The 22,665-nt window shown below is 59.4% G+C and carries 20 protein-coding genes and 1 pseudogene; 11 read left to right on the top strand and 10 right to left on the bottom strand.

What is annotated here, in order from left to right; translation table 11 throughout:
• Positions 1-212: 212 nt before the first annotated feature.
• Both gatA and gatC read right to left on the bottom strand, forming a co-directional pair.
• A complete protein-coding gene (gatA, locus tag HMPREF2806_RS00600; protein ID WP_070511620.1) occupies positions 213-1,697 on the bottom strand; it encodes an Asp-tRNA(Asn)/Glu-tRNA(Gln) amidotransferase subunit GatA in 1,485 nt (494 codons plus the stop codon).
• 2 nt (positions 1,698-1,699) lie between these two features.
• Positions 1,700-2,002, bottom strand: coding sequence for an Asp-tRNA(Asn)/Glu-tRNA(Gln) amidotransferase subunit GatC (gatC, locus tag HMPREF2806_RS00595; RefSeq protein ID WP_046649343.1), 303 nt, complete (start codon positions 2,000-2,002; stop codon positions 1,700-1,702).
• A gap of 210 nt (positions 2,003-2,212) precedes the next feature.
• Between gatC and HMPREF2806_RS00590 the strand changes: the two genes are divergently transcribed.
• Entirely contained in the window at positions 2,213-2,872 is a 660-nt protein-coding gene (locus tag HMPREF2806_RS00590) for an ACT domain-containing protein (RefSeq protein ID WP_046649342.1), read from the top strand.
• On the opposite strand, the gene HMPREF2806_RS00585 is transcribed toward HMPREF2806_RS00590, so the two are convergent.
• The 3 genes from HMPREF2806_RS00585 to ligA are packed head-to-tail and all read right to left on the bottom strand — an operon-like array spanning position 2,865 to position 6,411.
• A complete protein-coding gene (locus HMPREF2806_RS00585) occupies positions 2,865-3,623 on the bottom strand; it encodes an HAD family hydrolase (protein WP_070511618.1) in 759 nt (252 codons plus the stop codon). The two genes, HMPREF2806_RS00590 and HMPREF2806_RS00585, sit on opposite strands and share 8 nt — an antisense overlap.
• Positions 3,620-4,390: an HAD family hydrolase gene (locus HMPREF2806_RS00580; protein ID WP_070515616.1), complete on the bottom strand. Its 771-nt coding sequence runs from the start codon at positions 4,388-4,390 to the stop codon at positions 3,620-3,622. Before HMPREF2806_RS00580 ends, HMPREF2806_RS00585 begins: the two co-directional genes overlap by 4 nt.
• Positions 4,387-6,411, bottom strand: a complete 2,025-nt coding sequence (ligA, locus tag HMPREF2806_RS00575; RefSeq protein WP_070515613.1) for an NAD-dependent DNA ligase LigA — start codon at positions 6,409-6,411, stop codon at positions 4,387-4,389. The genes HMPREF2806_RS00580 and ligA overlap by 4 nt, the downstream gene beginning before the upstream one ends.
• A gap of 127 nt (positions 6,412-6,538) precedes the next feature.
• On the opposite strand from ligA, the gene HMPREF2806_RS00570 reads away from it, so the two are divergent.
• The 6 genes from HMPREF2806_RS00570 (at position 6,539) to HMPREF2806_RS00545 (ending at position 10,555) form a co-directional block, all read left to right on the top strand.
• Complete coding sequence (locus HMPREF2806_RS00570) at positions 6,539-7,210, top strand: 3'-5' exonuclease (RefSeq protein ID WP_070515611.1); 672 nt, start codon at positions 6,539-6,541, stop codon at positions 7,208-7,210.
• Between the two features lie 63 nt (positions 7,211-7,273).
• Positions 7,274-7,786: an ArsR/SmtB family transcription factor gene (locus tag HMPREF2806_RS00565; protein WP_070515609.1), complete on the top strand. Its 513-nt coding sequence runs from the start codon at positions 7,274-7,276 to the stop codon at positions 7,784-7,786.
• On the top strand, positions 7,786-8,784 hold the full coding sequence (locus HMPREF2806_RS00560) for a serine hydrolase domain-containing protein (RefSeq protein WP_070515607.1): 999 nt from the start codon (positions 7,786-7,788) through the stop codon (positions 8,782-8,784). Before HMPREF2806_RS00565 ends, HMPREF2806_RS00560 begins: the two co-directional genes overlap by 1 nt.
• Before the next feature lie 9 nt (positions 8,785-8,793).
• On the top strand, positions 8,794-9,057 hold the full coding sequence (locus HMPREF2806_RS00555) for a hypothetical protein (RefSeq protein ID WP_070515605.1): 264 nt from the start codon (positions 8,794-8,796) through the stop codon (positions 9,055-9,057).
• 21 nt (positions 9,058-9,078) lie between these two features.
• Entirely contained in the window at positions 9,079-9,342 is a 264-nt protein-coding gene (locus HMPREF2806_RS00550) for a hypothetical protein (protein WP_070515603.1), read from the top strand.
• 82 nt (positions 9,343-9,424) lie between these two features.
• Positions 9,425-10,555, top strand: a complete 1,131-nt coding sequence (locus HMPREF2806_RS00545) for an ATP-binding protein (protein ID WP_046649331.1) — start codon at positions 9,425-9,427, stop codon at positions 10,553-10,555.
• 22 nt (positions 10,556-10,577) lie between these two features.
• Here HMPREF2806_RS00545 and HMPREF2806_RS00540 read toward each other — a convergent pair whose 3' ends face one another.
• Entirely contained in the window at positions 10,578-11,534 is a 957-nt protein-coding gene (locus HMPREF2806_RS00540; protein ID WP_046649330.1) for a DUF1963 domain-containing protein, read from the bottom strand.
• A gap of 129 nt (positions 11,535-11,663) precedes the next feature.
• Positions 11,664-12,572: a uroporphyrinogen decarboxylase/cobalamine-independent methonine synthase family protein gene (locus tag HMPREF2806_RS00535; protein WP_070515601.1), complete on the bottom strand. Its 909-nt coding sequence runs from the start codon at positions 12,570-12,572 to the stop codon at positions 11,664-11,666.
• Positions 12,573-12,680: 108 nt separating this feature from the next.
• On the opposite strand from HMPREF2806_RS00535, the gene HMPREF2806_RS00530 reads away from it, so the two are divergent.
• Positions 12,681-13,049 carry a PH domain-containing protein gene (locus HMPREF2806_RS00530; RefSeq protein ID WP_046649328.1) on the top strand — a complete coding sequence of 123 codons (369 nt, stop codon included), beginning with the start codon at positions 12,681-12,683 and terminating at the stop codon, positions 13,047-13,049.
• A 2-nt stretch (positions 13,050-13,051) separates the two neighbouring features.
• On the opposite strand, the gene mnmA is transcribed toward HMPREF2806_RS00530, so the two are convergent.
• Positions 13,052-14,137, bottom strand: coding sequence for a tRNA 2-thiouridine(34) synthase MnmA (mnmA, locus tag HMPREF2806_RS00525; protein WP_049157234.1), 1,086 nt, complete (start codon positions 14,135-14,137; stop codon positions 13,052-13,054).
• A 104-nt stretch (positions 14,138-14,241) separates the two neighbouring features.
• On the opposite strand from mnmA, the gene HMPREF2806_RS00520 reads away from it, so the two are divergent.
• Positions 14,242-15,111: a spermidine synthase gene (locus HMPREF2806_RS00520; RefSeq protein ID WP_070515599.1), complete on the top strand. Its 870-nt coding sequence runs from the start codon at positions 14,242-14,244 to the stop codon at positions 15,109-15,111.
• Here HMPREF2806_RS00520 and HMPREF2806_RS00515 read toward each other — a convergent pair.
• A complete protein-coding gene (locus tag HMPREF2806_RS00515) occupies positions 15,108-16,262 on the bottom strand; it encodes a glycoside hydrolase family 25 protein (RefSeq protein WP_070515597.1) in 1,155 nt (384 codons plus the stop codon). The genes HMPREF2806_RS00520 and HMPREF2806_RS00515 overlap by 4 nt on opposite strands.
• Positions 16,263-16,447: 185 nt before the next feature.
• On the opposite strand from HMPREF2806_RS00515, the gene HMPREF2806_RS00510 reads away from it, so the two are divergent.
• Positions 16,448-16,918: a hypothetical protein gene (locus tag HMPREF2806_RS00510; RefSeq protein WP_070515595.1), complete on the top strand. Its 471-nt coding sequence runs from the start codon at positions 16,448-16,450 to the stop codon at positions 16,916-16,918.
• Between the two features lie 83 nt (positions 16,919-17,001).
• Positions 17,002-17,427, top strand: coding sequence for a hypothetical protein (locus tag HMPREF2806_RS00505; protein WP_046649324.1), 426 nt, complete (start codon positions 17,002-17,004; stop codon positions 17,425-17,427).
• A gap of 162 nt (positions 17,428-17,589) precedes the next feature.
• Here HMPREF2806_RS00505 and HMPREF2806_RS00500 read toward each other — a convergent pair.
• A pseudogene (locus HMPREF2806_RS00500) lies at positions 17,590-22,609 on the bottom strand (DEAD/DEAH box helicase).
• Between the last annotated feature and the right edge of the window lie 56 nt (positions 22,610-22,665).

Here is a 22,665-nt window from a genome sequence, read left to right as displayed (position 1 = left end):
TCCCCTTCTAACCCCGTCGTTTCAAACGACGAAAGCCGAAGGACCCCGTCGTTTCAAACGACGAAACCCGACCAAGGAAACCGAAAGGAAAAGAGAAAGACTACGAACCAACGAACCCACACCGTCGAATAAAACGACGAAGGCCGGCGGCCTCCCACGTCAGTGAAAGACCCCGGCTCATGCGCACTACGGGCTGGCCCGAAGTGTGTCTACTACTTGCGCCCTGCTTCGTAGGCGGCGCCGACCTTGTACAGGCGGTCATCCTTAAATGCCGGTGCCATGATCTGCAGGCCGGTGGGCAAGTTGGTGTCGGATGCCATTCCGGAAGGAACGGACATGCCGCACACGCCGGCGAGGTTCAACGGCAGGGTGCACAGGTCGAAGTTGTACATCTCCATCGGGTCCTCGACCTTCTCGCCCAGCTTGAAGGCTGTGGTCGGGGTGGTCGGAGAAACGAGGACATCGACCTGCTCGAAGGCACGCTCAAAGTCCTGTGCAATGAGGGTGCGAACACGCTGCGCTTGGAGGTAGTAGGCGTCATAGTAGCCGACGGACAGGGCGTAGGTACCCAGCATGATGCGGCGCTTGACCTCGGGGCCGAAGCCAGCCGCGCGGGACAGGGACATGACCTCTTCCGCAGAGTGGGTTCCATCATCACCCACGCGCAGGCCGTAGCGCATGCCGTCGAAGCGGGCCAGGTTGGAGGAGACCTCACACGGCATGATGAGGTAGTAGGCAGCGAGAGCGTCATCGAAGTGCGGGCAGTCGACCTCAACGATCTCTGCGCCCTGAGACTTTAGCTGCTCAACGGCTGCGTGGTAGGCCTCCATCACACCCGGCTGCCAGCCATCGCGCTCGAATTGCTTGATCAGGCCAACCTTGACGCCGGACAGATCGCCATTAGCGCCCTCCTTGGCAGCGGCGACTACCGGCGCAACCGGCTTGTCCACGGAGGTGGCGTCGAAGGAGTCGTGGCCGGCAATGATTTCGTGCAGCAGTGCGGTATCCAGGACCGTGCGGGCGGTCGGACCAGCCTGGTCCAGGGAGCTTGCAGCGGCGATGAGGCCGTAGCGAGACACCGTGCCATAGGTCGGCTTTACGCCCACGGTGTTCGTCAGAGCGGCCGGCTGGCGAATAGAGCCACCGGTGTCGGTACCGATACCCAGCGGAGCCTGACCAGAAGCAAGGGCTGCCGCGGTACCACCACCGGAGCCGCCCGGAGTGCGCTCGGTGTCATACGGATTGTGGGCCGGACCATAAGCGGAGTTCTCGTTGGAGGAGCCCATCGCGAACTCATCGAGGTTCGTCTTACCCAGGATCGGAATACCGGCCTCGCGCAGCTTGGTCACCAGCGTGGCGTCATAGGGTGAGACCCAACCTTCCAGCATCTTGGAGGCGGCGGTCGTCGGGGCGTCGGTAGTCACCAGCAGGTCCTTGAGCGCCAGCGGCACGCCAGCCAGGGCAGAGGCTGGTTCTTCGCCGGCGTCGAGGGACTTATCGACGGCGTCGGCAGCCGCCAGCGCTTCCTCAGCACCAACGTGCAGGAAGGCGTTGAGTTCACCATCGGTCTCCGCGATTCGGTCCAGGAAGGCCTGAGTTACTTCGCGGGAGGTGAGCTCGCGGGAGTGAATCTTCTCAGCCAGCTCGGCGGCGGTCAGTGCGGTAATGCCCTCGGTGGGCGCAATGAATTGTGCCATTCTTATTCGTCTCCTCCACCCAGAATCTGCGGAACCATGAAGCGGTCATCCTCGGTCGCGGGCGCCTGATCCAGAGCCTGCTCAGCGGTGAGGGTGCGCACGATGACATCCTCACGCATCGGGGCGTTAACGGAGTGCGGGTGCGACATCGGCTCCACACCTTCAGCCTCGACCTTGCCAACCGCGGACACCGAGTCCACGATCTCGTCGATCTGCGCGGCGAACTGTTTTAGTTCTTCCTCGCTCAGGGCCAATCGCGACAGCTTTGCCAGGTGCGCGACCTCGTCACGCGAAATATCAGACACGCGAACTCCATCCTTTTATTCATTGAGACGGTTGATAGCTAAGCACCCATGGTACTGCACGGCTGGTGCCACGCCACCACCACTCCTCCCCCTACACACCACTGAAGCTATTGAATAGTATTCGATACGTTGGGTACCATCGATCAAGTTGTACAAACTATTCGCATCAGCGATTTCCCTACCTAGTCATCTTCCCCCAGAAAGAACGATATGTCGTATCTCGTCCGTGTCCTACTCCCTGACACTCCCGGCAGCCTTGGCCTCCTCGCCAACGCGATGGGCAGCATCGAGGCCGATATTCGTTCCGTGGATATCGTGGAGAATTTCCCGGACGGCACGGTCATGGATGACATCGTCCTCGATCTCCCCCAGTCCACCATGGCTGATGAGATCATCACCGCTGCACAGACCGTGGAGGGCGTAGAAGTTGACTCCATCCGCCCCTTCAGTGGACGCGTTGACCGCCGTGGGCAGATCCACGTGCTGGCTAAGGTGGCTTCGCAACGCAACGTCACCGCCGCTATGAAGGAGGTGTGTGCAGCAATCCCGAAGGCGCTGACCTCCAATTGGGCCATCGTCATTGCTAATGACGACAAGATCAGCCGCATTGCTGCCTCCGACGCCGCGCCTGCCGACGACGGCTCGATCCCCACCGACCTCAACATCACCTCGGCGCGCGTGCTCAATCCGGAGAAGGACACGTGGATTCCTGAGTCGTGGACGCTGATCGAATCCGCGCTGGCTGCCGCTCCCCTCGTGGGCACGAAGTATGTCGTCGTCATGGGCCGCGTCGGCGGACCGGACTACCTTGCCTCCGAGGTCGAGCACTTGGGTGACTTGGGCGCTATCTTGGGCGCCTTCCTCACCTAGTTAGCAATGCGTTGAGTCCCGCGGCGACGTCAGGAACCACGTGGTCCACCTCGTCAGTAATCTGCGTTCCCGGGAACGTGAAGGACTCGGTGGCGATGGAGTGCATCGAGAGATCGTTAAAGCTATCGCCGAAGGTGTAGAGTTCAGCTCCTTCGTGACCGAGGTGGCCAAGCAACCGCGTCAAGCCCTCGCCCTTGTTGTGCCCGGGCGGCATGATGTCGTAAAAGTCGCAGTTGAACGAGGACTCGACTGCACAATTCGCGCGGACCCACTCGTCGACCTCGCGGCGCAGCTCAGCGTTGCCTGGAATCCACAGGGACATGAGAACGGTGCTGCGCTTGGCGACGTCCCCCGGATCCATCACTTCCGTATTCGCCACCATCGAGGATTCCCGGCCAGCCAGCCCATCCCACACCACCTGGTCTGCTCCAGACAAGCCTGTGAGGTAGATATTCAACGGCAGCCCAGTGAAACGGTCGATGACGGCTTGGACGATATCGCTGGGCAAGTGCTCCTCGTGGAGGATCGAGTAATCGCCGTCCGTGATGACGGTGCCGTTGTAGAGCACGTGGTAATCCAGCTCCACGCCGAATGGCTCAAGGGTGTTGCGTGCATTGGCGATGGACTTGCCCGTCGCGGAGATGGCGAGGTTGCCAGCGGCCCGCCACGCAGCGATGGCTTCCTTTACGGCCTCAGTTATGTCTTCGTTGACGTAAACGGTTCCATCCATGTCCAAAGCCGCAATCTTCATGCCCCGTAGTGTATTAGACCTTTCACGGCCGAGTCCACCACCGCGGTGCACGCCTCCTGGAGGTCGGGTTGCGCCCAGGGGAAGGCCAGGGAGACGTCGGCAAGCGCGTGCATAGGCAGATCATTGTGACCATCGCCTAAGGTGATGAGCTCAATTTCGGAACGCTCGCGGCTAAGATGTTCAAGCAGCCAGGTCAAGGCGAAGCCCTTGTCGTGGCCGGGCGGCGTGATATCGAAGAAGTTTCGGTTCATCGCGGTGCCGACGGGAAAGCGGTCCGTCACCCACTGAGCAATCTCTTTCTGTAGCTCTGGGTCACCCGGCGTCCAGGCGGCGACGAGGGGAAAGACCTCCTTCTCGATGCGCTCGGGTGAAACCGGAACGGGCTCGCTGATGATGGGATTGTGAACGCCCGCTACGTTGCGCACGAGGTGGCCATCGAGGCCTTCCAGGCGCGTGCAGTACAGGTCGAGCTTCGGGATATCACGAACCCGCTCATACACAGCGCGGACTACTTCGGGCGGCACGTGGCTTTCATAGAGCAACTCATAGTCGCCATCCATAATGACGGTGCCGTTGCACAGCAGGAAGTAATCGAACTCGACGCCGAAAGGCTCAAGCGCACGCCGCGCCGAGTGCGGCGACTTACCCGTGGCCACGACGGCGAGGTTGCCTGCAGCGCGCCACTGCGCAATGGCCTCTGGGACTTCCTCAGGCATATACCCATCGAAGTAGATGGTGCCGTCGAGGTCGAAGGCGGCTAGCTTCATGCCTCGCCCGTTTCCAGCAGACGGGTGAAGCCCTCTTCATCCAGGATGGTCAGCCCCAGATCGCGGGCCTTCTGTTCCTTGGATCCGGCATTCTCTCCGACCACGACGTAGTTCGTCTTCTTAGACACCGAACCGGATGCCTTTCCGCCGCGGGTGATAATGGCCTCCTTGGCCGAATCACGAGTGAAGTTCTCCAAGGTACCGGTCACCACCACGGTGATGCCTTCAAGGGTCTGCGCCGGCTTATCGCTGGCTTCCTCCTCCATGGTGACCCCGGCGGCGGTCCACTTCTGCACGATGTTGTCGTGCCAATCCACCTCGAACCACTGCTTGAAGGATTCCGCGATGATGGTGCCCACACCATCGGTATCCGCCAGCTCCTCGACCGATGCTGCGCGCAGCACTTCCATGGAGCCAAAGCGGGTGGCTAGTGCACGTGCCGCAATGGGGCCGACGTGGCGGATCGACAGCGCGACGAGCACCCTCCAGAATTCAGCCTGGCGGGCCGTCTTGAGGTTCTCCAGCAGCTTCTTACCCGAAGCATTGAGCGCGCCCTTCTGCGTGGTGTAGACCGAGGATTTGAGGAGTGCTTGTTCATCGAGATCGAAGAGGTCCGCCTCATCCTTGAGCACTCCGGAGGAAATCAGATCCGCGGCAGCCTTCTCCCCCAGCTCGCCAATGTCGAGCGCCTTGCGGGAGGCCAGGTATTCCAGGCGTGCCGCCAGCTGGGCCGGGCAGCTACGAGTGTTCGGGCAGCGCCAGTCCTGGTCGCCTTCCTTCTGCGGAGCCAGCTTCGTACCACAGGCAGGGCAATTCTCCGGAAAGACCCATTCAGTCTCGCTGCCATCGCGCTTGTCCAGAACGGGGCCGAGGACCTCAGGGATGATCTCTCCGGCCTTGCGGATGATGATGGTATCCCCGATGAGGACATTCTTGTTCTTGACCTCGAATTGGTTGTGCAGGGTGGCCATGGAAACGGTCGAGCCGGAGACGAAGACCGGCTCCATGATGGCGAAAGGCGTCACGCGCCCGGTACGTCCCACACCGACCTCGATGTTGAGCAGCTTGGTGGTGACCTCCTCCGGCGGGTATTTATAGGCAATAGCCCAGCGCGGCGCGCGCGAAGTCGCGCCCAAGGCGCGCTGGCTGGCCAGGTCATCGACCTTGATGACAAGCCCGTCCATTTCAAAGTAGGCGTCGTGGCGGTGCTCCTCCCAGTACGTGACCCGCTCTTGTACCTCCTTGGCTGTGGTGACCCGCTGGGTATAGGGAGACACCGGAAATCCCCAAGCCTCTAGGGCCTTGTAAGCATCGTGCTGCGAGGTGGGCTGGAATCCCTCGCGCGCGCCAATGCCGTGACAGACCATGTGGAGCCGACGCTTCTTGACGTCCTCTGGGTCCTTCATGCGCAGCCCGCCCGCCGCCGCATTACGGGGATTGGCAAAGGTGGGCTTGCCGTCTTCGCGGCGCGCGGAGTTGATCTCCTCAAACTCATCCGGGCGCATGTACACCTCGCCGCGGACCTCGACCAGGGAGGGAACCGGATACTCTTTGGTACCCGTCAGCTCGTGCGGGATATCGGGGATAACGCGTGCATTGGCGGTGATGTCCTCGCCCACACGACCATCACCGCGTGTGGCGGCCGTAGCGAGCTTGCCATCGCGGTAGACCAAATCAATGGACAGGCCATCAATCTTGAGCTCGGTCAGATAAGCCTCGGCCGGCGTGCGGTCCAGCCAGTCCTGCAGCTCATCCGCACTGAAGACGTTGTCCAAGCTGTACAGGCGCTCCAGGTGCTCGATGTCGACAGCACCTTCCGGCGCAGCACCGACCTGCTGGGTTGGCGAATCCGGGGTCTGCAGCTCCGGGTGCTCCGCCTCAAGCGCCAGCAAGCGCTGGAAGAGCGCGTCAAAGTCCGCATCCGGGATTGACGGCTCACCGTTGTAGTACAACTCACGGTGCTTGCGCACTTCCTGGGCAAGCTCGGACCATTCGCGTTGGATATCTACTGCATCACTCACGAGTCACTAGTGTAGCGGGGACTCTGGACAAGCCTGTGACCTGCGGATGGTCATTCTGCAAGAGTTCGTCCGTCATTCTGCAGCACTTCCACAGTGCGTGTCCGAGCCGGGCGCTAGAGTGTTGTCCATGAACTTCGACGCCACCCGCATGCTCTCCTTCGACCTCGAGACCACCTCCGTAAAGCCCAAAGAAGCCCGCATCGTCACCTCTGCCCTGGTGCGTATCGACGGGCGTGAAGTAGACAAGCGGGAAATGCTCGCTGACCCCGGCGTGGAGATCCCCGAGGAAGCCGCCAAGATTCACGGCATCACTACTGAGAAGGCCCGCGCGGAAGGTCGCCCCCACGAGGAGGTGCTCAAGGAGACGGTCGATTCCATCTATAAGGCCTGGGACGAGGGGCTCACGCTCATCGTCTACAACGCCGCCTACGATCTCTCCGTACTGCGCGCGCTGACCGGGGACTTCACGGTCAACGGCCCGGTGTTCGATCCTTTCGTTATCGACCGCGTTAAGGATAAGTGGCGCAAGGGCAAGCGCACCTTGGAGGAGGTCTCCGCCCATTACGGCGTGGAATTGAGCAACGCGCATGAGGCGACTGCCGACGCCCTCGCGGCCGCCCGCGTTGCCTGGAAACAGGTGCGCCAGCACTTCCCCGAGCTAGCCCAGATGGATACCAACGAGCTCATGGAGTACCAGGCCGTCGAGTGGTACAAGGACCGCGAATCCTTCAAGAAGTACCTGGAAGGCCGCGGGCGGGACGCCTCGGATGTGTCCACCGCGTGGCCGATGATTTCTTAACCCCAGCACCCAATCCTCAACTACCTCTTGCCAGGTTTCTAGATTTCTGGAATTCTAGAAATCATGGAAACGACAGTCGAAGCACGCCTCGCCGAACTCGAAGCGCGCGTAGCCGTGCTTGAGGGGCGCACCAACACTGCCGACGCCGGCCCCGCATCCACCACTGGAGAAAGCTCGGCCTACTGGCTGGTCGACGCCCTCGCACCCAACGAGCAGTTTCCCGACGGCTCCATCATCTTTGGCGGCAACATAAACGTCGGCAAGCGCACTTATGCCTATCAATGGCAGCGCCCCACGAACTTCGTCACCGACGAGGATTGGGCAGAAAACCTCGAGCGCCTATCCGCCCTTGCCCATCCAGTCCGCGGCGAAATCCTGCGCCGCCTGCTCGCCGCACCCGCGACAGCCGCAGAGCTTGTCGAAGAAGACATCGTCTCCTCTACCGGCACCGCCTACCACCACTTGAGCGCGCTGACCCATGCAGGCTGGACCACGAAGTCTGGCGGCGAGTATTCCATCCGCCCCGCCCGAGTTATCCCCCTTCTCACCATCATCACTGCAAGCGAGGACCACTAATGCGTAGAATATCCCTAGCCGTCATCGCTGCCATTGCCGTTGCAGCCATCCTGCTCATCACGGGGCCGCAAAGAATTGCTCTGGCAAAAGACAAAACTGGCGACGAAGCCTTAGCTGCCCAGTTGGAAGAGCACTCAGAGTCCGGCTTCCACAACCTCACTGCCTTTACCCTCCAAGACGGCAAGGTCACCTTTGCGGGACTGGGCAGCGACGAGCACACGGAGGTCGAAATCGGCTCCGTGACCAAGATGTTCACTGGCGAACTGGCCCACCAGCTCGTCGAAGAGGAAAAACTGAGAACTGACACCACTGTGGGCGAGGTCCTCAATGTCGGCGATGCGCCCGTCGCTGACGTCACCGTAAGGGAGCTGCTCGACCACACCTCTGGACTACCCGCCGTCGCCAAAGCGAACGTCCTCAGCTTTTTCGCTTCAACGATCACCGGTTCGAATCCCTATGAAGGTGAGACCGTAGAGGACATCGTGGACGCTGCCACGAAGGCCGAGCTAAAGGACCGCGGCGAAGAATCCTATTCCAACCTTGGCTACGGGCTCTTGGGTCATATTGTAGAGACCGCCGCCGGGCAGCCCTATGAGCAGATGCTCAAAGAACGCATCTTTGAGCCAGCCGGCATGACCGAAACCTATCTCATGACGCCGGGCTCTGTGCCTGACGACGCCCCACGGGGACTTACCAATACCGGCCGCCACGCCGAGCCCTGGGAGATGGAAGGTTCCGCACCCGCGGGAGCGATCCGCTCCACGGCGAGTGACATGGCCAAGTTCGCCGAGTGGTTTATGGACAACGGCGATACCGACTACGGCTGGCAGCCTCCCAGCAAGGACAATGCTGGGTACTGGCACAACGGCGGCACCTATGGCTATTCCACGATGCTTATCATCGACCCGGCCACCAAACGCGCTACTTTCGCCAACAACGATTCCCTCGCCGGCACCGAAAACCTGGCCCAAGCTCTTTTCGACGAGCTCGCATCCTAAGGAGTTACCGTGTTCCTCACCATCAGCATGATCGTTATCATCGCCTCCCTTCTATGGTCCGCATGGAAGGCATTCACCACCCCAGGGAAGACAGTCCCGCGCGTTGTTTCCGTAGCAATCACTGCCTTCGTCATCGTGCTCATCGGATATACCTTGCCCTGGAATGCGGACCTCCACTTCTTCTGGTGGTATGGCCTCGTCGCCGCATGTGCTGTGTACGCCGGTGCGGTGGCCTGGCGGGCTATGGATTCGAAGCCCGCAAGCACAATCTAAGTCCTCCCGTAGACTGACGTTATGACTGCTCCCGCTTACCGCACGGTCCATATCCACGACGTCAATCCCTCCGTAATTGCCACCCTTCAGAAGCGCGCTGACGCCGCTGGGGTTTCTTTGGAAAACTACCTGCGCGATCTCCTGACAACCACAGCTTCACGCCCTGAATTTTCGCCGCGTCCCAGCGTCCAGGAAAAGCTCGCGGAGCTCACCCAGCGTGACCCTATAGCTATAAACGGCGATTTTGACATCGTCGGCGCCATTCGGGCGGGGCGGGACGCCTAATTCCACCTGGGGGACGAAAGTCTCCCAAATCTCCGCTTTTAGAAAAGTCTCCCAAATCTCCCAATGCCCTAGGATTGAGACTATGTCCCCACATGAGAACCCATTCCGCCCCACCTTCGGCGTTCCACCACTCTTTTGGGTTGGGCGCACGGCAGTGCTCGACACCTTCCGGGCTGCACTCGACTCCCAGCCGGGCAGCCCGGGCCGCTCGCTCATCATCAGCGGTGCCCGCGGTATCGGTAAGACGGTTTTGCTCAATGAGCTCGAAGATATCGCTTCTAGCCGCGGGTGGATTACCCTGCGGGCCTCGGGACGCAGCTCCTTGGTGGAGGAACTCGTGGACACCACCATCCCGCGCATCATAGACAAGCTTGCCCCGGCGGATAAGAGCAAGGTCAACCGCGTCGGTATTGGCGGCCTGGCAACCATCGGCATCCAGCACAACACCGAGGAAGCCTATAAACCGACGTTGAACACCCGCCTGCGCGAGCTTTTAGGCCTGCTCAAAGGCACTGGCGTACTGCTCACCATCGATGAAGTGCAGGACGCAGACGCCGAGGACCTCACCTCCCTGGCCGTGACCTACCAAGACTTGGTGCGCGATGAGCTCGATGTCGCTATTGTCGCCGCGGGCCTTCCGCAGGGAGTCAACCGCCTGCTGGACCTGCCGGGTGTGACCTTCCTGCGCCGCGCGCAGAAGTTCGTTCTGGGGCCGCTCTCCCCCGCGAACGCCAAGGTGGCCTTCACAGAAACCGCGGCGCAGTCCGGACTCGAATTCACCGAGGATGCGGTTGCGGCTGCGGTGCGGCTGTCCCGAGGCTACCCCTACATGGTGCAGCTGGTGGGCTCATTGGCCTGGGGAAAGGCGCAGCGCGAGGGTGGAAGCCGCATCGAGGAGGGTGACGTCGCGGCAGTGTCAGCCGAGGCGATCTCGGTTCTCGGCGCCCAGGTCCACCAGCCCGCTACCCTGGCGCTTCCGCCAGCGCAGCGCCTCTTCCTCGAAGCGATGAGCGCGGTTATGGAGAACGGCACGGCGGAAATCAAGAACATCGCCGCTCACCAGGACCGGACGGTGCGCTCACTGTCGGCCACGCGCCAAAGGCTTATCGACGCCGACCTGATCGAGCCCACCGCACACGGCCAACTCCAGTTCGTCATCCCTTATATGGAGGCCTACTTCACCGCGACGGACAGCCTGGGGAGGATTGATTAAAAGGGAAATTGGGGAAGCAAAACTAGCCGCAATCCCAGTAAAAGACAGCACCATCGGCCCTGCCAGTGTTTTCGGAGCGGTACACGACAGCCTCGCCAGCCTGCATTTTCTTCAATGCGTCCGGGTGCAGAAATACGTGGGCCACACCGAGGTCACCCCACATGGCCTCGAAAGGAAGCTCTTCTTCTTCCAGATATGTGGAATCGATTTCTAGGAAGTGAACGTACCCTTCAGGCTGCGTAGGGTCTTGTGCGAAGGCTGGGAAACCGCCAAGCATAATGTCGCTTTGGTTTCTGGCTGCGGCTCGCAACTCAACCAGCTCGTCAAAGTAATCAAACTCTTCAAGAAAGTCATCGCCTTTTCTAGACTTCAAAGCCTCGTACACTGCATAGTCGGTGGGAGGGACCATTGCCACTGCACTAGACAAGGAGATCGGAGAGTTCATAACCTCCCCAAGATCCTTGCTAAACGGGGAACAAAAATCCTCGTGCTTTTCATCGAAGGCAGCAGGCTCCGCGGTATGAGGTCCAGGAAAGCTGTGGTTGCCAAAGCCTTCCGCAGGCTCAGGGATATAGCGAATTTCCATGCCATCGCCAGGCGAATCCGAATCGAAACCGCCGAAGAACGGATCAGCACCGACGAAGAGTTGAAAAATTCCTGACTCCGGAATCAATCCGTCGAGAGTTGCTTCGCTTTCCGACGCCCCCTCCGCACGCACATGACAGACAATATCGGCAAAATTTAGCTGAATGATATGGAGTAATGGCTGACCGTTCTTTGAAATGGGCCATGTCGAACCTTCCGGAAGATACGGTCTACCTCCGAAGTACGAGCCATGTTCGGTGGGAGTGCCGTTGGAGTAGGGAAGGACGACGCCTGGCTTGGCAAGTTGGATTAGGTCATCGGCATCTTCGGAGACGAGCTCTCCGGACTCGATCATCGAACGTAACGCTTTAACCTGTGCTGTGAACTCTGGCATGGCAGGTGGTTCTTTCTCTAGGACAACGAGGGATTTAATCAGGGATTATCCTTCAAAAGAAAGCATGCTGCAATAGATATCTAGCCTGTTCTGGTTCATATTCGAGGCCTAGGTCAGGTGAAAGCTCAATTAGAGATCCCCAGCATCGCGGGTGAGAATGCCGGCGGTCTCGTTAACCGAGCGCAGGGATCTGGCAGAGGCCTTGACAGGATAGACGTCGAAATAATCGACGAGGAGCTCGCGCGGCATGCCGATGCGGTCGAGATGCCGGGCCAGCGCAATGGCCTCCGCGCGGGCATCGGAGCCTTCAAGGCCCAGACCAATGCGGTGGCCGGCATTCAAGTGCTCGCCCAAGCCGTCTAGGTGGCGCGGGGTCTCCAGACCACGGAAATCCGTGAGGAAAGTCGTGGCTGCAGGCGCGACTGACCACAGCGGCGGGGCGTGCAGGTAGTCGGCCTCGAAGACAAGGAGCTGCTCAAGAGCTACCTCATCTGGGACCGCCGGAATGGTATCGAAGTCGGTGGTGCCGGGGATTCGGCCGGCGATAACGTCTGCGAGGAGTGGTTCGTCGAGTTGGACGACGACCTCCCCGTGGAAACGGCGCGCAACATCCGCGGCGTGAGCGCGGAGGCCATAGAGAAGTGACTCCGCGAGTTCGCTAAAGGCGCCGCGGTCGGTGAGGACACGGTGGCCGTCGGAAAGCTCAATGCTCGCCGCAAGCGACCAGGGACCGAGCGCTTGCACCTTAATACGGGGCACGGTTTCGCCCCAGACTTCCTGGACCTCGTCGATATCGCGCTCCAAGCGGTCCCACGTACGCCGGGTCAGCAGCTGCGGGCGCGCTGTCATGCGCCACGAGCGCGGGCCGCGGTCGATGGAGATAGCCTCCAGCATGCTGGCCGTGCGGCCCACCGCATCCGACCCCAACCCGCGCTCGGGAAGTTGCGGGATGGCAGGGAGCTCGGTCTCCCCCATGATGATGTCCGCGGCCTCTGCGATGGAGGTACCGGGCATGGGGCCAAGGGCGAATCCCGTCATCTGTTCTCCTTCCCGAATGTTTTTCTTTTAATACCGAATCAAAGACTACTGCGACATCTATAATGCAATTCACAAACCACTAAGTCGCAGATAGTAAAGGATACTCCCGTGGCACTTGAACAGTTTTCTGGCTGGACCTTCTATTCTCCTTGCGAGATTCCGAGCGACATTCCGTCAATTCTCGCAGCCAACGAAAAGCCAATCTGCGCATTTAAAACTGTCCGAGACGCAGCGGTCTTCACTAGCCACCGATTGATTATCCGAGATTCTCAAGGTCTCACTGGAAAGAAAGTCGAAATCTATTCTCTCCCTTACTCCTCCATTAATATGTGGTCGACGGAGAATGCCGGAAAGCTCCTGGACGTAAATGCTGAACTGGAGCTCTGGACACGGGCTGGCCACTTCAAAATCAACATCGGGCCCAAAGTCGATATTCGAGCCCTCGACCGACTCATCGCCGACTGCGTGCTTCGATAGAACTACTCAGTCCCGCAGATGGTGCCGGAGCCCAGGACAATATCACCCAGCTCATCCGGGCTCGGCAGATAGAGCACGGCGGCCTGGCCACGAGCCACGCCGGAGAGCGGCTCGTTCAGCTCCAGCGTCATGCGGTCGGCCTCGCGGTCCACGTGAGCGCGGCAGGAAACGACAGAGCCGTGGGCGCGCACCTGCACCTCGCAGTCGAAGTCACCTTCCATCGCTGGGTGCAGATACTTCAGGCGATCGGCCTCAATGCGGGTTACGGCCAAGTCGGCGCGCGATCCGACGGTGACGGTGCCGGTGGCAGCGTCGATGTCGGTGACGTAGCGCGGGGAGCCGTCGGCAGTCGGCGTCTTGATGTCGAGGCCCTTGCGCTGGCCGATGGTGTAGTTCCACGCGCCGTCGTGTTCCTTGAGCTCATTGCCCTCGGTATCCACGATCATGCCGGGGCGCAGGCCGATGGAACGGCCCAGGAAGGCCTGGGTATTGCCGTCCGGAATGAAGCAGATGTCATAGGAATCCGGCTTGGCCGCCGTGGAGAAGCCATGGCGTTTGGCTTCCTCGCGGATCTGCGGCTTCGGGGTATCGCCAATCGGGAAGAAGCAGTGATCCAGCTCTTCCTTGGTGATAACACCCAGCACATAGGACTGGTCCTTGTTCTCGTCCAAGGAGCGGCGCATGTAGCCATCATCGTCGATTGTGGCGTAATGGCCCGTGGCCACCGCATCGAAGCCCAGCGCCATCCCCTTGCGCAGTAGCGCCGCGAACTTGATCTTCTCATTGCAGCGCAGGCAGGGATTCGGGGTCTCACCGCGGGCATAGGAGTCCACGAAATCGCCGATGACGGCTTCCTTGAACTCCTCAGAGAAGTCCCACACGTAGAAAGGAATGCCGAGCTTGTCGCAGATGCGACGGGCATCGGCGGAATCCTCCAAGGAGCAGCAGCCGCGTGCCTTCTCACGTGTCTGCTGCGCATCCTTGTGCAGGGCCAGGTGCACACCAATGACGTCGTGGCCCGCCTCCACCGCACGCGCGGCTGCGACCGAGGAATCGACGCCGCCGGACATGGCTACCAATACTCGCATGCTCTCCCCTTCTCGTTTCGTTATCGCCCACCAAGGCTAGTCGCGGTGCACCTCATACCCCAACACACGAACCACGCAGCCTATTCCCTAAGCTAAGAGGCACTATGGGCAGAAAGCGCAACACCACCAATTCCATCGCGGGCACCTACGAGATTTCCACCGGCGAACTCGTCGTCGAGCCGGATCCTTTCCGCGACGGTGCCTTCATCCTCAACGTCAATGGCGTGCCATCCTCACACCTCATCCCCGATGAGCCGCGCACCCTCGAGTTCGAGTACATGCGTTGGATTGCCGCCGCGGTGGAGAACCTCGCCCCTGGCAAGCGCCTGCTCCACCTGGGCGGCGGTGGCTGTTCTCTCCCCCGCTACTTCGCGAATCTCTGGCCGGATTCCCACAACACGGTCGTCGAACTCGACGCCAAACTGGCCGAGTTCATCCGTGAGCTGGCCGATATCCCCTCTGCTCCCCGCGTGAAAATCCGCGCCGGCGAGGCACGCGCGGTCACCGAAGGTTTCCCGCCGAACCGCTTCGACGTCATCATTCGGGATGTCTTCGCGGGCGCTGTCACGCCAGAACCTCTCACCACCACAGAGTTCTTCCAGCACGCCCACGCCACCCTATCCCCCGGCGGTCTTTACGTTGCCAACTGCGGTGACCATTCCGATCTCCAGGGCGCGAAGGCAGAACTAGCTGGCATGGCGGAGGTCTTTGCCCACGTCGCCGTTATCGCCGATCCTCCCATGCTTAAGGGTCGGCGCTACGGCAACATCATCCTCATAGGCTCCGATACCGAGTTGCCCCACGACGGCTCCCCCGAAGCCGCCGCCCTGGCCAAGCCGCTGCTCTCCGGTGCGGTGCCCGCACACTTCCGCGACGAGTCCTGGACCCGCCGCTTCTTTACCGGCGCGAGCCCCCGCCACGACGCCCCGGACAGCGCGGAGAGTCAAGGACACTCAAGCCCTAAAGAGACTTAGCGCAGGCTCTTGAGCAGGTCCGCCACCTGCTTGGAATCAAATGCCGGGATCTCCACACCCGCGGCGTGACCAGCACTGCGTGCGGCACGGCTGGCATTCTCCACGTCCTGCTCGCTGACGTTGTTGGCATCAAAGTCCTGCAGGTGCTGGGCGTTGTCAAGGAAGATGGCCAGGTCGCCGACGGTGGCGTCGTTGTTTGCCAGGCTCTTGAGATCATCGACACTGATAGCGCCGGTGTTGAGCAGCTTCTCTGCTTGCTTCACAAGACCGGTCGGATCCACGTCCAAGCCCGCATCCTTCGCGGCATCGGCCACGGCAGGAACGGCCACCGCACCTGCTGCCAGAGCCAGGATGCCCGCAATCAGCACACCGGCGTCATCACCAAGGTCCACACCCGGAATGACCAAGTCATCCAAGATGCCACCGAAGTCAATGTAGTTGCCACCGGAGAAGGAGTGCAGCTGGGCTTCAGTGCCGTTGAAGAGGTTCAGGTCAACGTCGGTCTCGATGCCGGCTACGCGGCCGCTACCGGAGCGCTGCCAGAAGGCCAGCTTGTCCCAGCCGCCGACCGGGTCCGGCGCGGTGTCCTGGTAGGCCGCCAGCCACAACGGATACTCGGAGAAGCGCGTGGTGTTACCCATCTGGCCCATCCAGAAGTACTTGTAAGTGTACAGCATCGGCGTTCGGCCGGTCAGGGACCTTACCTCCGTCATGAAAGTGTCGATCCACTCCTCCAGCTGCTTAGCGCTCAGGCCCTCATCAACCTCGATGTCGAGCACCGGCGGCAGGGTCTGCGTCGGCACCAGCGCGATTTGGGAAGCAAAGCTGGCCGCTTGCTGCTTGGCATCCCCTGCCGGGCGTGCGTAGTGGTAGGCGCCCACCTTCAAACCAGCAGCTGCTGCGGCATTGGCATCGCGCACGAAGTGGTTGTTGACAAACCCAACGCCCTCGGTGGCTTTGACAAAGGCATAGGACTGGCCGTCGGATTTCACAGCATCCCAATCGATCCCACGCAGGGACATGTGGTTATTGCCGGAGACATCCACACCAGAAGGTGCGTAGGACGGGATGGCAACGGCAGTGGATACGGACAGTGCCACGGCCGCTACTGCGGTAACGGCGGCGGTAACAAGGCGACGTGCATGGCTCATGCGCGCCACACTACCTCCGCATTAACACTAATCACTGAAACAACACGCGAAACATTGAACTCTTTTGCCACACCAACAACTCAACTCCCCAACAACCGCTCCCAACAGCAGCAACCGCTGCTAGACTGCGCTTCACATCGCTACCACCCCATCAGGTGATCACGACGCCGACGAAGGACAGCGCCATGGACCAACCCACCATCGACCCACACCTTCCCAACGAGCCACAGCAGCCTGCCGAACCCAACGCACCCAAGGCATCTCAAGACCCCAACGCACCCCAAGAGCCCAAAGCCTCGAAGCTACCTCCACGCCGCGGCTGGGAAGGAGTCTTCAACGAGAAACTCGCACTGTGGGGCTCCGCAATCCTTCTGTCCGGCTGGGCGCTGGGATTCCTTTCCTTGCTCATCGCTGACAGCTCTACTTCGGGCACTGATGATGCCGTGTCCTTCTTCTTCGGATTCTTCGGCATTTTCGCGTTCATCGGGCTGTGTATCGCAACGCCTTTTCTCGCGACGCTTTTTGCCTTCCTCGCCCTCGCATCACTCGACTCTGACGTGCCAGAACGCAAACGCAACGCCAGAATCGCACTCGTGCTGGCGATATTGAGCATAGTGCCCATCGTTGTCTACTTCGGCCCGAAATACATGTTTTAGGTGCTGCCTCTGTGATGTCTAAGCCTTAACAACCTCAGCCCAATGTCAGCACCAAAGACTGATGCAGACTAAGGACAGCCCCCATGGACCAGCCCTCCATCGATCCTCACTTCCCCAATGAGCCACAGCGGCCCGCAGAGCCCAAGGAATCTGAGCTTCCCCCACGCCGCGGCTTAGCAGGAATCTTCAACGAGAAACTCGCCCTATGGGGCTCCGCTATCCTTCTGGGGAGCTGGGCGCTGGGATTCCTTTCCTTGCTCTTAGCAGACAGCGCTGCATCAGGCCCTGATGGGGCCGCGTCCTACATGTTCGGATTCTTCGGCCTTTTCGCGTTCATCGGGCTGTGGTTTGCAACGCCTTTTCTCGCGCCCCTCTTTGCCTTCATCGCCATCGCATCGCTTGACTCTGACGTTCCCGAACGCAAGCGCAACGCCATCATCGCACTCGTGCTTTCGATCGCGTCGGTGATTCCCATCGTCGCGCACTTCGCGCCGAACTATTTGTTCTAGGTCTCGACCCTAGGTGCTGGGCTCCAGGTGCCAAGTCCAAAACCTTGATACTTATGCAGTGCTTGGCGACGCCCCCACCCAAGCTTGCGGACCCTGATCATCCAGGAGTCCTGAGCGGGATGAGCCGCAGCCACGAGTAACCGGGCGCAGCTTATTGCATCGCTATTCGGAACCCAGCCCATCCACGATTCGCACTGTCTCCATCGCCACGCGCACGACTTTCCCAATCAGGTCCACGATGTAGCGCGGGTTTCCAACCTCATCGGCCCAATCGTTAGGGTCGTTGACGATGCCAGAAGCCTTATCCTTCTTGACCTGGTAGCGGTCAATCAGCCACGCGACTGCCGAGCGCGAGCCCAGCATGTACTCGTCAGCTTCTTCCGGAATGCCAGCAATGGTCACGCGCTTGTTGTAGATCAACTTCGTCACGTCATTGACGTTCTTTCCCGTCTCCGGATCCTTGCGCTTGGCCCACTTCATCTTGAGCACGCGCCACGTCTCACGGTCTGCTTCATCGCCCTTGACCTGAATGTCTAACGGCCACGGCTCCACGGTCTCGTAGTTGACGTGAAGGTCCATCAGCTTTTGGCCAGCAGCAGCGAATTTATCAAACTCCGCACGTGAACTCGGCGTCTCAATATGCGGCAGCATCTTCTTCAAATCCGCCGCGTACTTCGTGCGGTAGACGGGGTCATGCAGCTTGCCGTAGACAAAGTGGAAGATGTCATCGCCCGTGATGTCTGACCCCAGCGCATCACGGTAGAGAGCCTTAATCTCATCAGTGATGTTGTCCACGCGCACGTAGCCGTCGACGACCTCGCCAATCGAACCGTAGACGCTGGCTTCGCCTTGCTTTACCGCGGTCCCCTCACCGAACAGCCCACCGTCGTCGGCTTCGACGGCGGCCCAGGTGAAGCGGGAGAAGTATTGGCCGGTGTAGGTAAAGAAAGACAAATCCGGCATAAGGTCCGTCGCAAGCACTGCGAAAATTGCTGCATCACGCGGAGCCATAACAACGAAGCCAATATTCCGGTGCTCCGGGGTTGGGAACATCGAAGGGAGCTGATACTGCCTATCATTTAGAGCTGGCTCGAAATAAGATTTCATCCTAGTGAATGGACGATAAAGGGATGTATAAATCCTTTCGCTCCTCACTGGAACCGGCTCGTTATTTGCCGCCAATCGCTTGAGAATTTCGGTCCATGAAATCTGTTTAGAATCCGCATGCTGAGGATAAATTGTCAAGAATCTAGTGGTATCTGAAGCATTCGGATTAGTGACGGTGTTCTCTCCAAACCATGTCTGCAGAGCAGGGAGGGCTTTGGAGTAGGAATCGGTCAGTTGAGTTAACTGTGAGAGCAGCTGGCCGTCAGCTTGCGCATAGGCCCACGCATCTCGACCAGTTTTCAAACCCGCAGAAAACACGTCGAAAACCTTCAGTGAACCGCCCTTTTTTTCGCCTATAACTGGCCATGCCTCAAACTCCTCCGACCGCTGATTCAGCCAGTCCCCCTCCTTGTTAGGAACAATTGACTGCCAACCCAAATTATTGATAGTTGCATTAACCACATCTTCAATCTTCTGCGCCTTGGAGGCATAGTCAGGCGAAGCTGCATAATGCAATTCAAAAGACTTCTTGTTTGCGCTCTTCACGCCGATAGCAATAGAAATACCTACACGAATATCAAATACATTTCCCCCTTCCCGCTTCGCGACATCTCCAGCAGTGCGAGAATTACCCCTCAGGTTGAATATGTAGAGGTCAGTGAAATCCTCTGCCATGGACAAACGAATACCGCCACCGGTATTTCCATCAATCCAACCATTATTCGTGACAAAAATAACTACACCCTGATCTCCAATCCTGTCAGTTGCCCAACGGAAGGCACGAAGGTAGGAATCATAAAGTGAGTTCTTATTTGTTGCGGTGGACCTAGCAGCATAAGTTTCCGAGATCCGCTCATCTAGACTTGGATACTTCTGATTCGCGTTGAGGTCATTGGCGGATTTTTGACCAACTGAGTACGGCGGATTACCAATCACCACGTTGATGGGTGCTTTCTTCTGACGCTCGATGGTCTCATTGTTCTCGCGGAAGATGTTGAGGTCTGGGATGTCACCTTCTTCGTGGATTTGGAAGGTATCGGCCAGCGCGATGTTGGTGAAAGGCACGTACTCGGGTGCAGGTTCGCCGTTGCGCAGGGCTGCCTCTTCGCGCAGAGCGTTGTAGGTGGTCTCAATGTTCACCGCGGAGACGTAGTAGGCCAGCAGCATGATTTCCGTGGCGAAGAGCTCGTTGGCGTACTTGCGGGCGAGGTCTTCCGGTTTGATAAGACCGGATTGCAGGAGGCGAACAGTGAAAGTAGAGGTTCCCGCGAAGGGGTCGAGGATGCACACTCCCTCATCGGTCAATCCCTTGCCAAAGTGCTTCTTGGATACATCGTCGGCAGCACGCAGGATGAAATCGACAATCTCGACTGGGGTGTAAACGATGCCGAGAGCCTCGGATTGCTTCTTGAAGGCCTTGCGGAAGAAACGCTCGTAAAGCTCCTTGATGACCTGCTGCTTGCCTGAAGCGGAATTCACCTCAGAAGCACGGACGCGGACGGACTCGTAGAACTTTTCCAGGGACTCGGTTTCGGTATCGAGGTTTGCCTTGGACAAGGCCTTGACCATCTTCTCCATGACTTGGGCCACGGGGTTGTGGGTGATGAAGTCATGGTTCTCAAACAGCGCGTTGAAGACTGGTGCCGTAATGAGGTGCTGCGAGAGCATCGAGATGGCATCTTCTTCGCTGATGCCATCATTGAGGTTATTGCGCAGGCCTTCGACGAAGCTGTCGAATTCGGTGCGGAGGGAGCCATCGGCGCCGTCGAGAAGCGCCCTAATGCGGGTGATTTGGTTCTCCGCGATGGTAGCGACGTCGTCGGCCCAGTCTTCCCAGTAAGTGCGGGTGCCGACCTTGTCCACCAGCTTGGTGTAGATAGCTTCTTGCCACTGTTCCAGCGGAAACAGTGCCATCTGTTTAGCGAGATCCCCGCGTCGCTCTGCTTCGTCAATATCGCCGCCACCGATATTCGCGTCGCTGCTATTGAGCTTCTCCCGAGGGTCTTCTTCCTTCTTGGCATCGTTTGGATCGTCAGGAATCGGATTGACAGGGATTGGGATGATCGGAAGATCATCGGGTTTACCGTTAAGCGCAATCGAGTTAATCTTCGCGTTGAAGCGATCATCGTGGGCGCGCAGCGCGTTGAGGATCTGCCAGACCACCTTGAAGCGCTGATTGTCGTTGAGTGCTTCTGCTGGGGAGACGTTGCTGGCAACGGCCACGGGCAGGATGATGTAGCCGTAATCCTTGCCTTCGGACTTGCGCATGACACGGCCGACGGACTGGACCACGTCCACCATGGAGTTGCGGGGGTTGAAGAAGATGACGGCGTCCAGCGCCGGAACGTCTACGCCCTCAGAAAGACAGCGCGCATTGGTGAGCATGCGCGACTGTTGCCCCCCCCCCTGAAGGAGCCTCCAGCCAGGAAAGCTTGGTGCCGCGCTCCATGGCGTTCATGCTGCCATCAACGTGCTGGGCGGCGACGTTTAGGTCGACGTTGGTGAGGGAGACGTCGTTAAGCACTGCCTTTTCTTTGAGCAACTCTTGGTGTGTACCGATGAGTGAGGGGTAAGTCTCCGCAATGAGTTGGGAGGTCTTGATGTCCTTGGCGAAGGCCACGGCGCGCTGCATGGGCTGGGCGTCTTCCTCAAAGCCGCCCTTCTTGCCCTGCAAATCGCCGGAGCGCTTGGCCAGGCCGTTCCAGGCGCCAATCATGGCAGACGCTAGAGAAAGGTTGACCTGGTTGTTCTCACTGTGGGCCATAGCTTGGGCGGCCACGGATTCATCCACGGTCATGACGAGCACCTTGTAGTCAGTGAGCAGGCCCTTGTCCACGGCCTCGCCGAAGCCAAGGCGGTAGAACTCCGGGCCGTAGATGGCTTCATCATCCATGGAGGCCAGCTCCGCGGAGTGCTCTTCGGCCTTGCCCTTGACGGCTTCGTCATAAAGGCGTGGGGTGGCTGTCATGTAGAGGCGCTTGGCTGCCTTGATGTAGTCGGCATCGTGGACGCGGACGAAGTTGCTGGCATCCTCCCCGGCCAAGGTGATGCCGGTGGTGCGGTGGGCTTCATCGCAGATGACGAGGTCGAAATCATCGAGGCCTACCTGCTGGGCATCGTGCACCGCCTGGATGGACTGGTAAGTGGAGAAGACGATGTTGAGGCCCTTGGCGCGCTTGCCGGATTCAAAGCGCGTGGTGATGTCCTTGCCTTCGGTAGAAACTGGGACTTCAAGGTCGTAGACGGCGATGTCTTCGGCCTTCTTGGAAACCTTGCTATCGGAGCACACCGCGAAGGCGCGCATGTCGAGGCGGCCCTGGGCGGTCCACTCCTTCAGAGTTTGGGAGAGCAAGGAGATGGACGGCACGAGGAAGAGGATGCGGGCCTTGCCGCCGTTGTCCTCAGCAACGCGCTCCGCTAGGCGCAGCGCGGTGAAGGTTTTTCCGGTGCCGCAGGCCATGATGAGCTTGCCGCGATCATGGGTCTTGAAGCCTTCGATGGCTTTGTCGATGGCCGCCTGCTGGTGCGGGCGGGGCTCAAAAGTCTCACGTTGGGAGAGGTTGATCTGGATGGTCTTATCGCGTATCTCCGAGCCAGGGAAGGCCACGTCCCAGTTGATGGGTGACTCCGCAATCGCGGAGATGCCAATGCGGCTGGTCGGAATAATCTGATTGGCCAGAGCATCCTCCGCGTGGGAGGACCAGTGGTCCGTGGTGGAGATGATCAGGCGGCTGCCAAAGTGCTGGCGGCCTTCTTCAGTGTCAAAAGAATGCCCGGAAGCCTCGAAGAAGGAATCCAGGTGGGACTTCTGGATGCGTGCCTTGGAGTCATAGAACTTGCACTGAATGGCGGTCCACGTGCCGTCATCCACGCGGCGAGCTACCAGGTCAATGCCGGTATCCGCCTTACCACCGTTGTAACGCCAATCCGTCCAGCGGTAGACCTCATCGAATTGGTTCTTCAAGGTCGGGTCGGTCTTGAAATAGTTGACCATCAGCTTCTCAAAGGCAATGCCATATTTAGCCTTTGGTTGGTTTTCACGCAGCTGTTCTAGGACCTCAGAGAACTTCGACATGACAACATTGTGCCTGATGGGCTATCGGCTCCGTGGCACAACACCGAAGATTGCGA

This window comes from Corynebacterium sp. HMSC076G08, from assembly GCF_001811515.1.
GTDB classification, from domain to species: Bacteria; Actinomycetota; Actinomycetes; order Mycobacteriales; family Mycobacteriaceae; genus Corynebacterium; species Corynebacterium hiratae.
This window is presented reverse-complemented; position numbering and strand designations above follow the sequence as displayed.

Coding starts and splice junctions, on each gene's coding strand:
- mnmA (WP_049157234.1), bottom strand. CDS start 14,137: ATGCGAGTATTGGTAGCCATGTCCGGCGGCGTCGATTCCTCGGTCGCA.
- HMPREF2806_RS00570 (WP_070515611.1), top strand. CDS start 6,539: ATGAACTTCGACGCCACCCGCATGCTCTCCTTCGACCTCGAGACCACC.
- HMPREF2806_RS00505 (WP_046649324.1), top strand. CDS start 17,002: ATGGACCAGCCCTCCATCGATCCTCACTTCCCCAATGAGCCACAGCGG.
- HMPREF2806_RS00580 (WP_070515616.1), bottom strand. CDS start 4,390: ATGAAGCTAGCCGCCTTCGACCTCGACGGCACCATCTACTTCGATGGG.
- HMPREF2806_RS00540 (WP_046649330.1), bottom strand. CDS start 11,534: ATGCCAGAGTTCACAGCACAGGTTAAAGCGTTACGTTCGATGATCGAG.
- HMPREF2806_RS00590 (WP_046649342.1), top strand. CDS start 2,213: ATGTCGTATCTCGTCCGTGTCCTACTCCCTGACACTCCCGGCAGCCTT.
- HMPREF2806_RS00520 (WP_070515599.1), top strand. CDS start 14,242: ATGGGCAGAAAGCGCAACACCACCAATTCCATCGCGGGCACCTACGAG.
- HMPREF2806_RS00545 (WP_046649331.1), top strand. CDS start 9,425: ATGTCCCCACATGAGAACCCATTCCGCCCCACCTTCGGCGTTCCACCA.
- HMPREF2806_RS00560 (WP_070515607.1), top strand. CDS start 7,786: ATGCGTAGAATATCCCTAGCCGTCATCGCTGCCATTGCCGTTGCAGCC.
- HMPREF2806_RS00565 (WP_070515609.1), top strand. CDS start 7,274: ATGGAAACGACAGTCGAAGCACGCCTCGCCGAACTCGAAGCGCGCGTA.
- HMPREF2806_RS00515 (WP_070515597.1), bottom strand. CDS start 16,262: ATGAGCCATGCACGTCGCCTTGTTACCGCCGCCGTTACCGCAGTAGCG.
- HMPREF2806_RS00585 (WP_070511618.1), bottom strand. CDS start 3,623: ATGAAGATTGCGGCTTTGGACATGGATGGAACCGTTTACGTCAACGAA.
- HMPREF2806_RS00510 (WP_070515595.1), top strand. CDS start 16,448: ATGGACCAACCCACCATCGACCCACACCTTCCCAACGAGCCACAGCAG.
- HMPREF2806_RS00550 (WP_070515603.1), top strand. CDS start 9,079: ATGACTGCTCCCGCTTACCGCACGGTCCATATCCACGACGTCAATCCC.
- HMPREF2806_RS00535 (WP_070515601.1), bottom strand. CDS start 12,572: ATGACGGGATTCGCCCTTGGCCCCATGCCCGGTACCTCCATCGCAGAG.
- gatA (WP_070511620.1), bottom strand. CDS start 1,697: ATGGCACAATTCATTGCGCCCACCGAGGGCATTACCGCACTGACCGCC.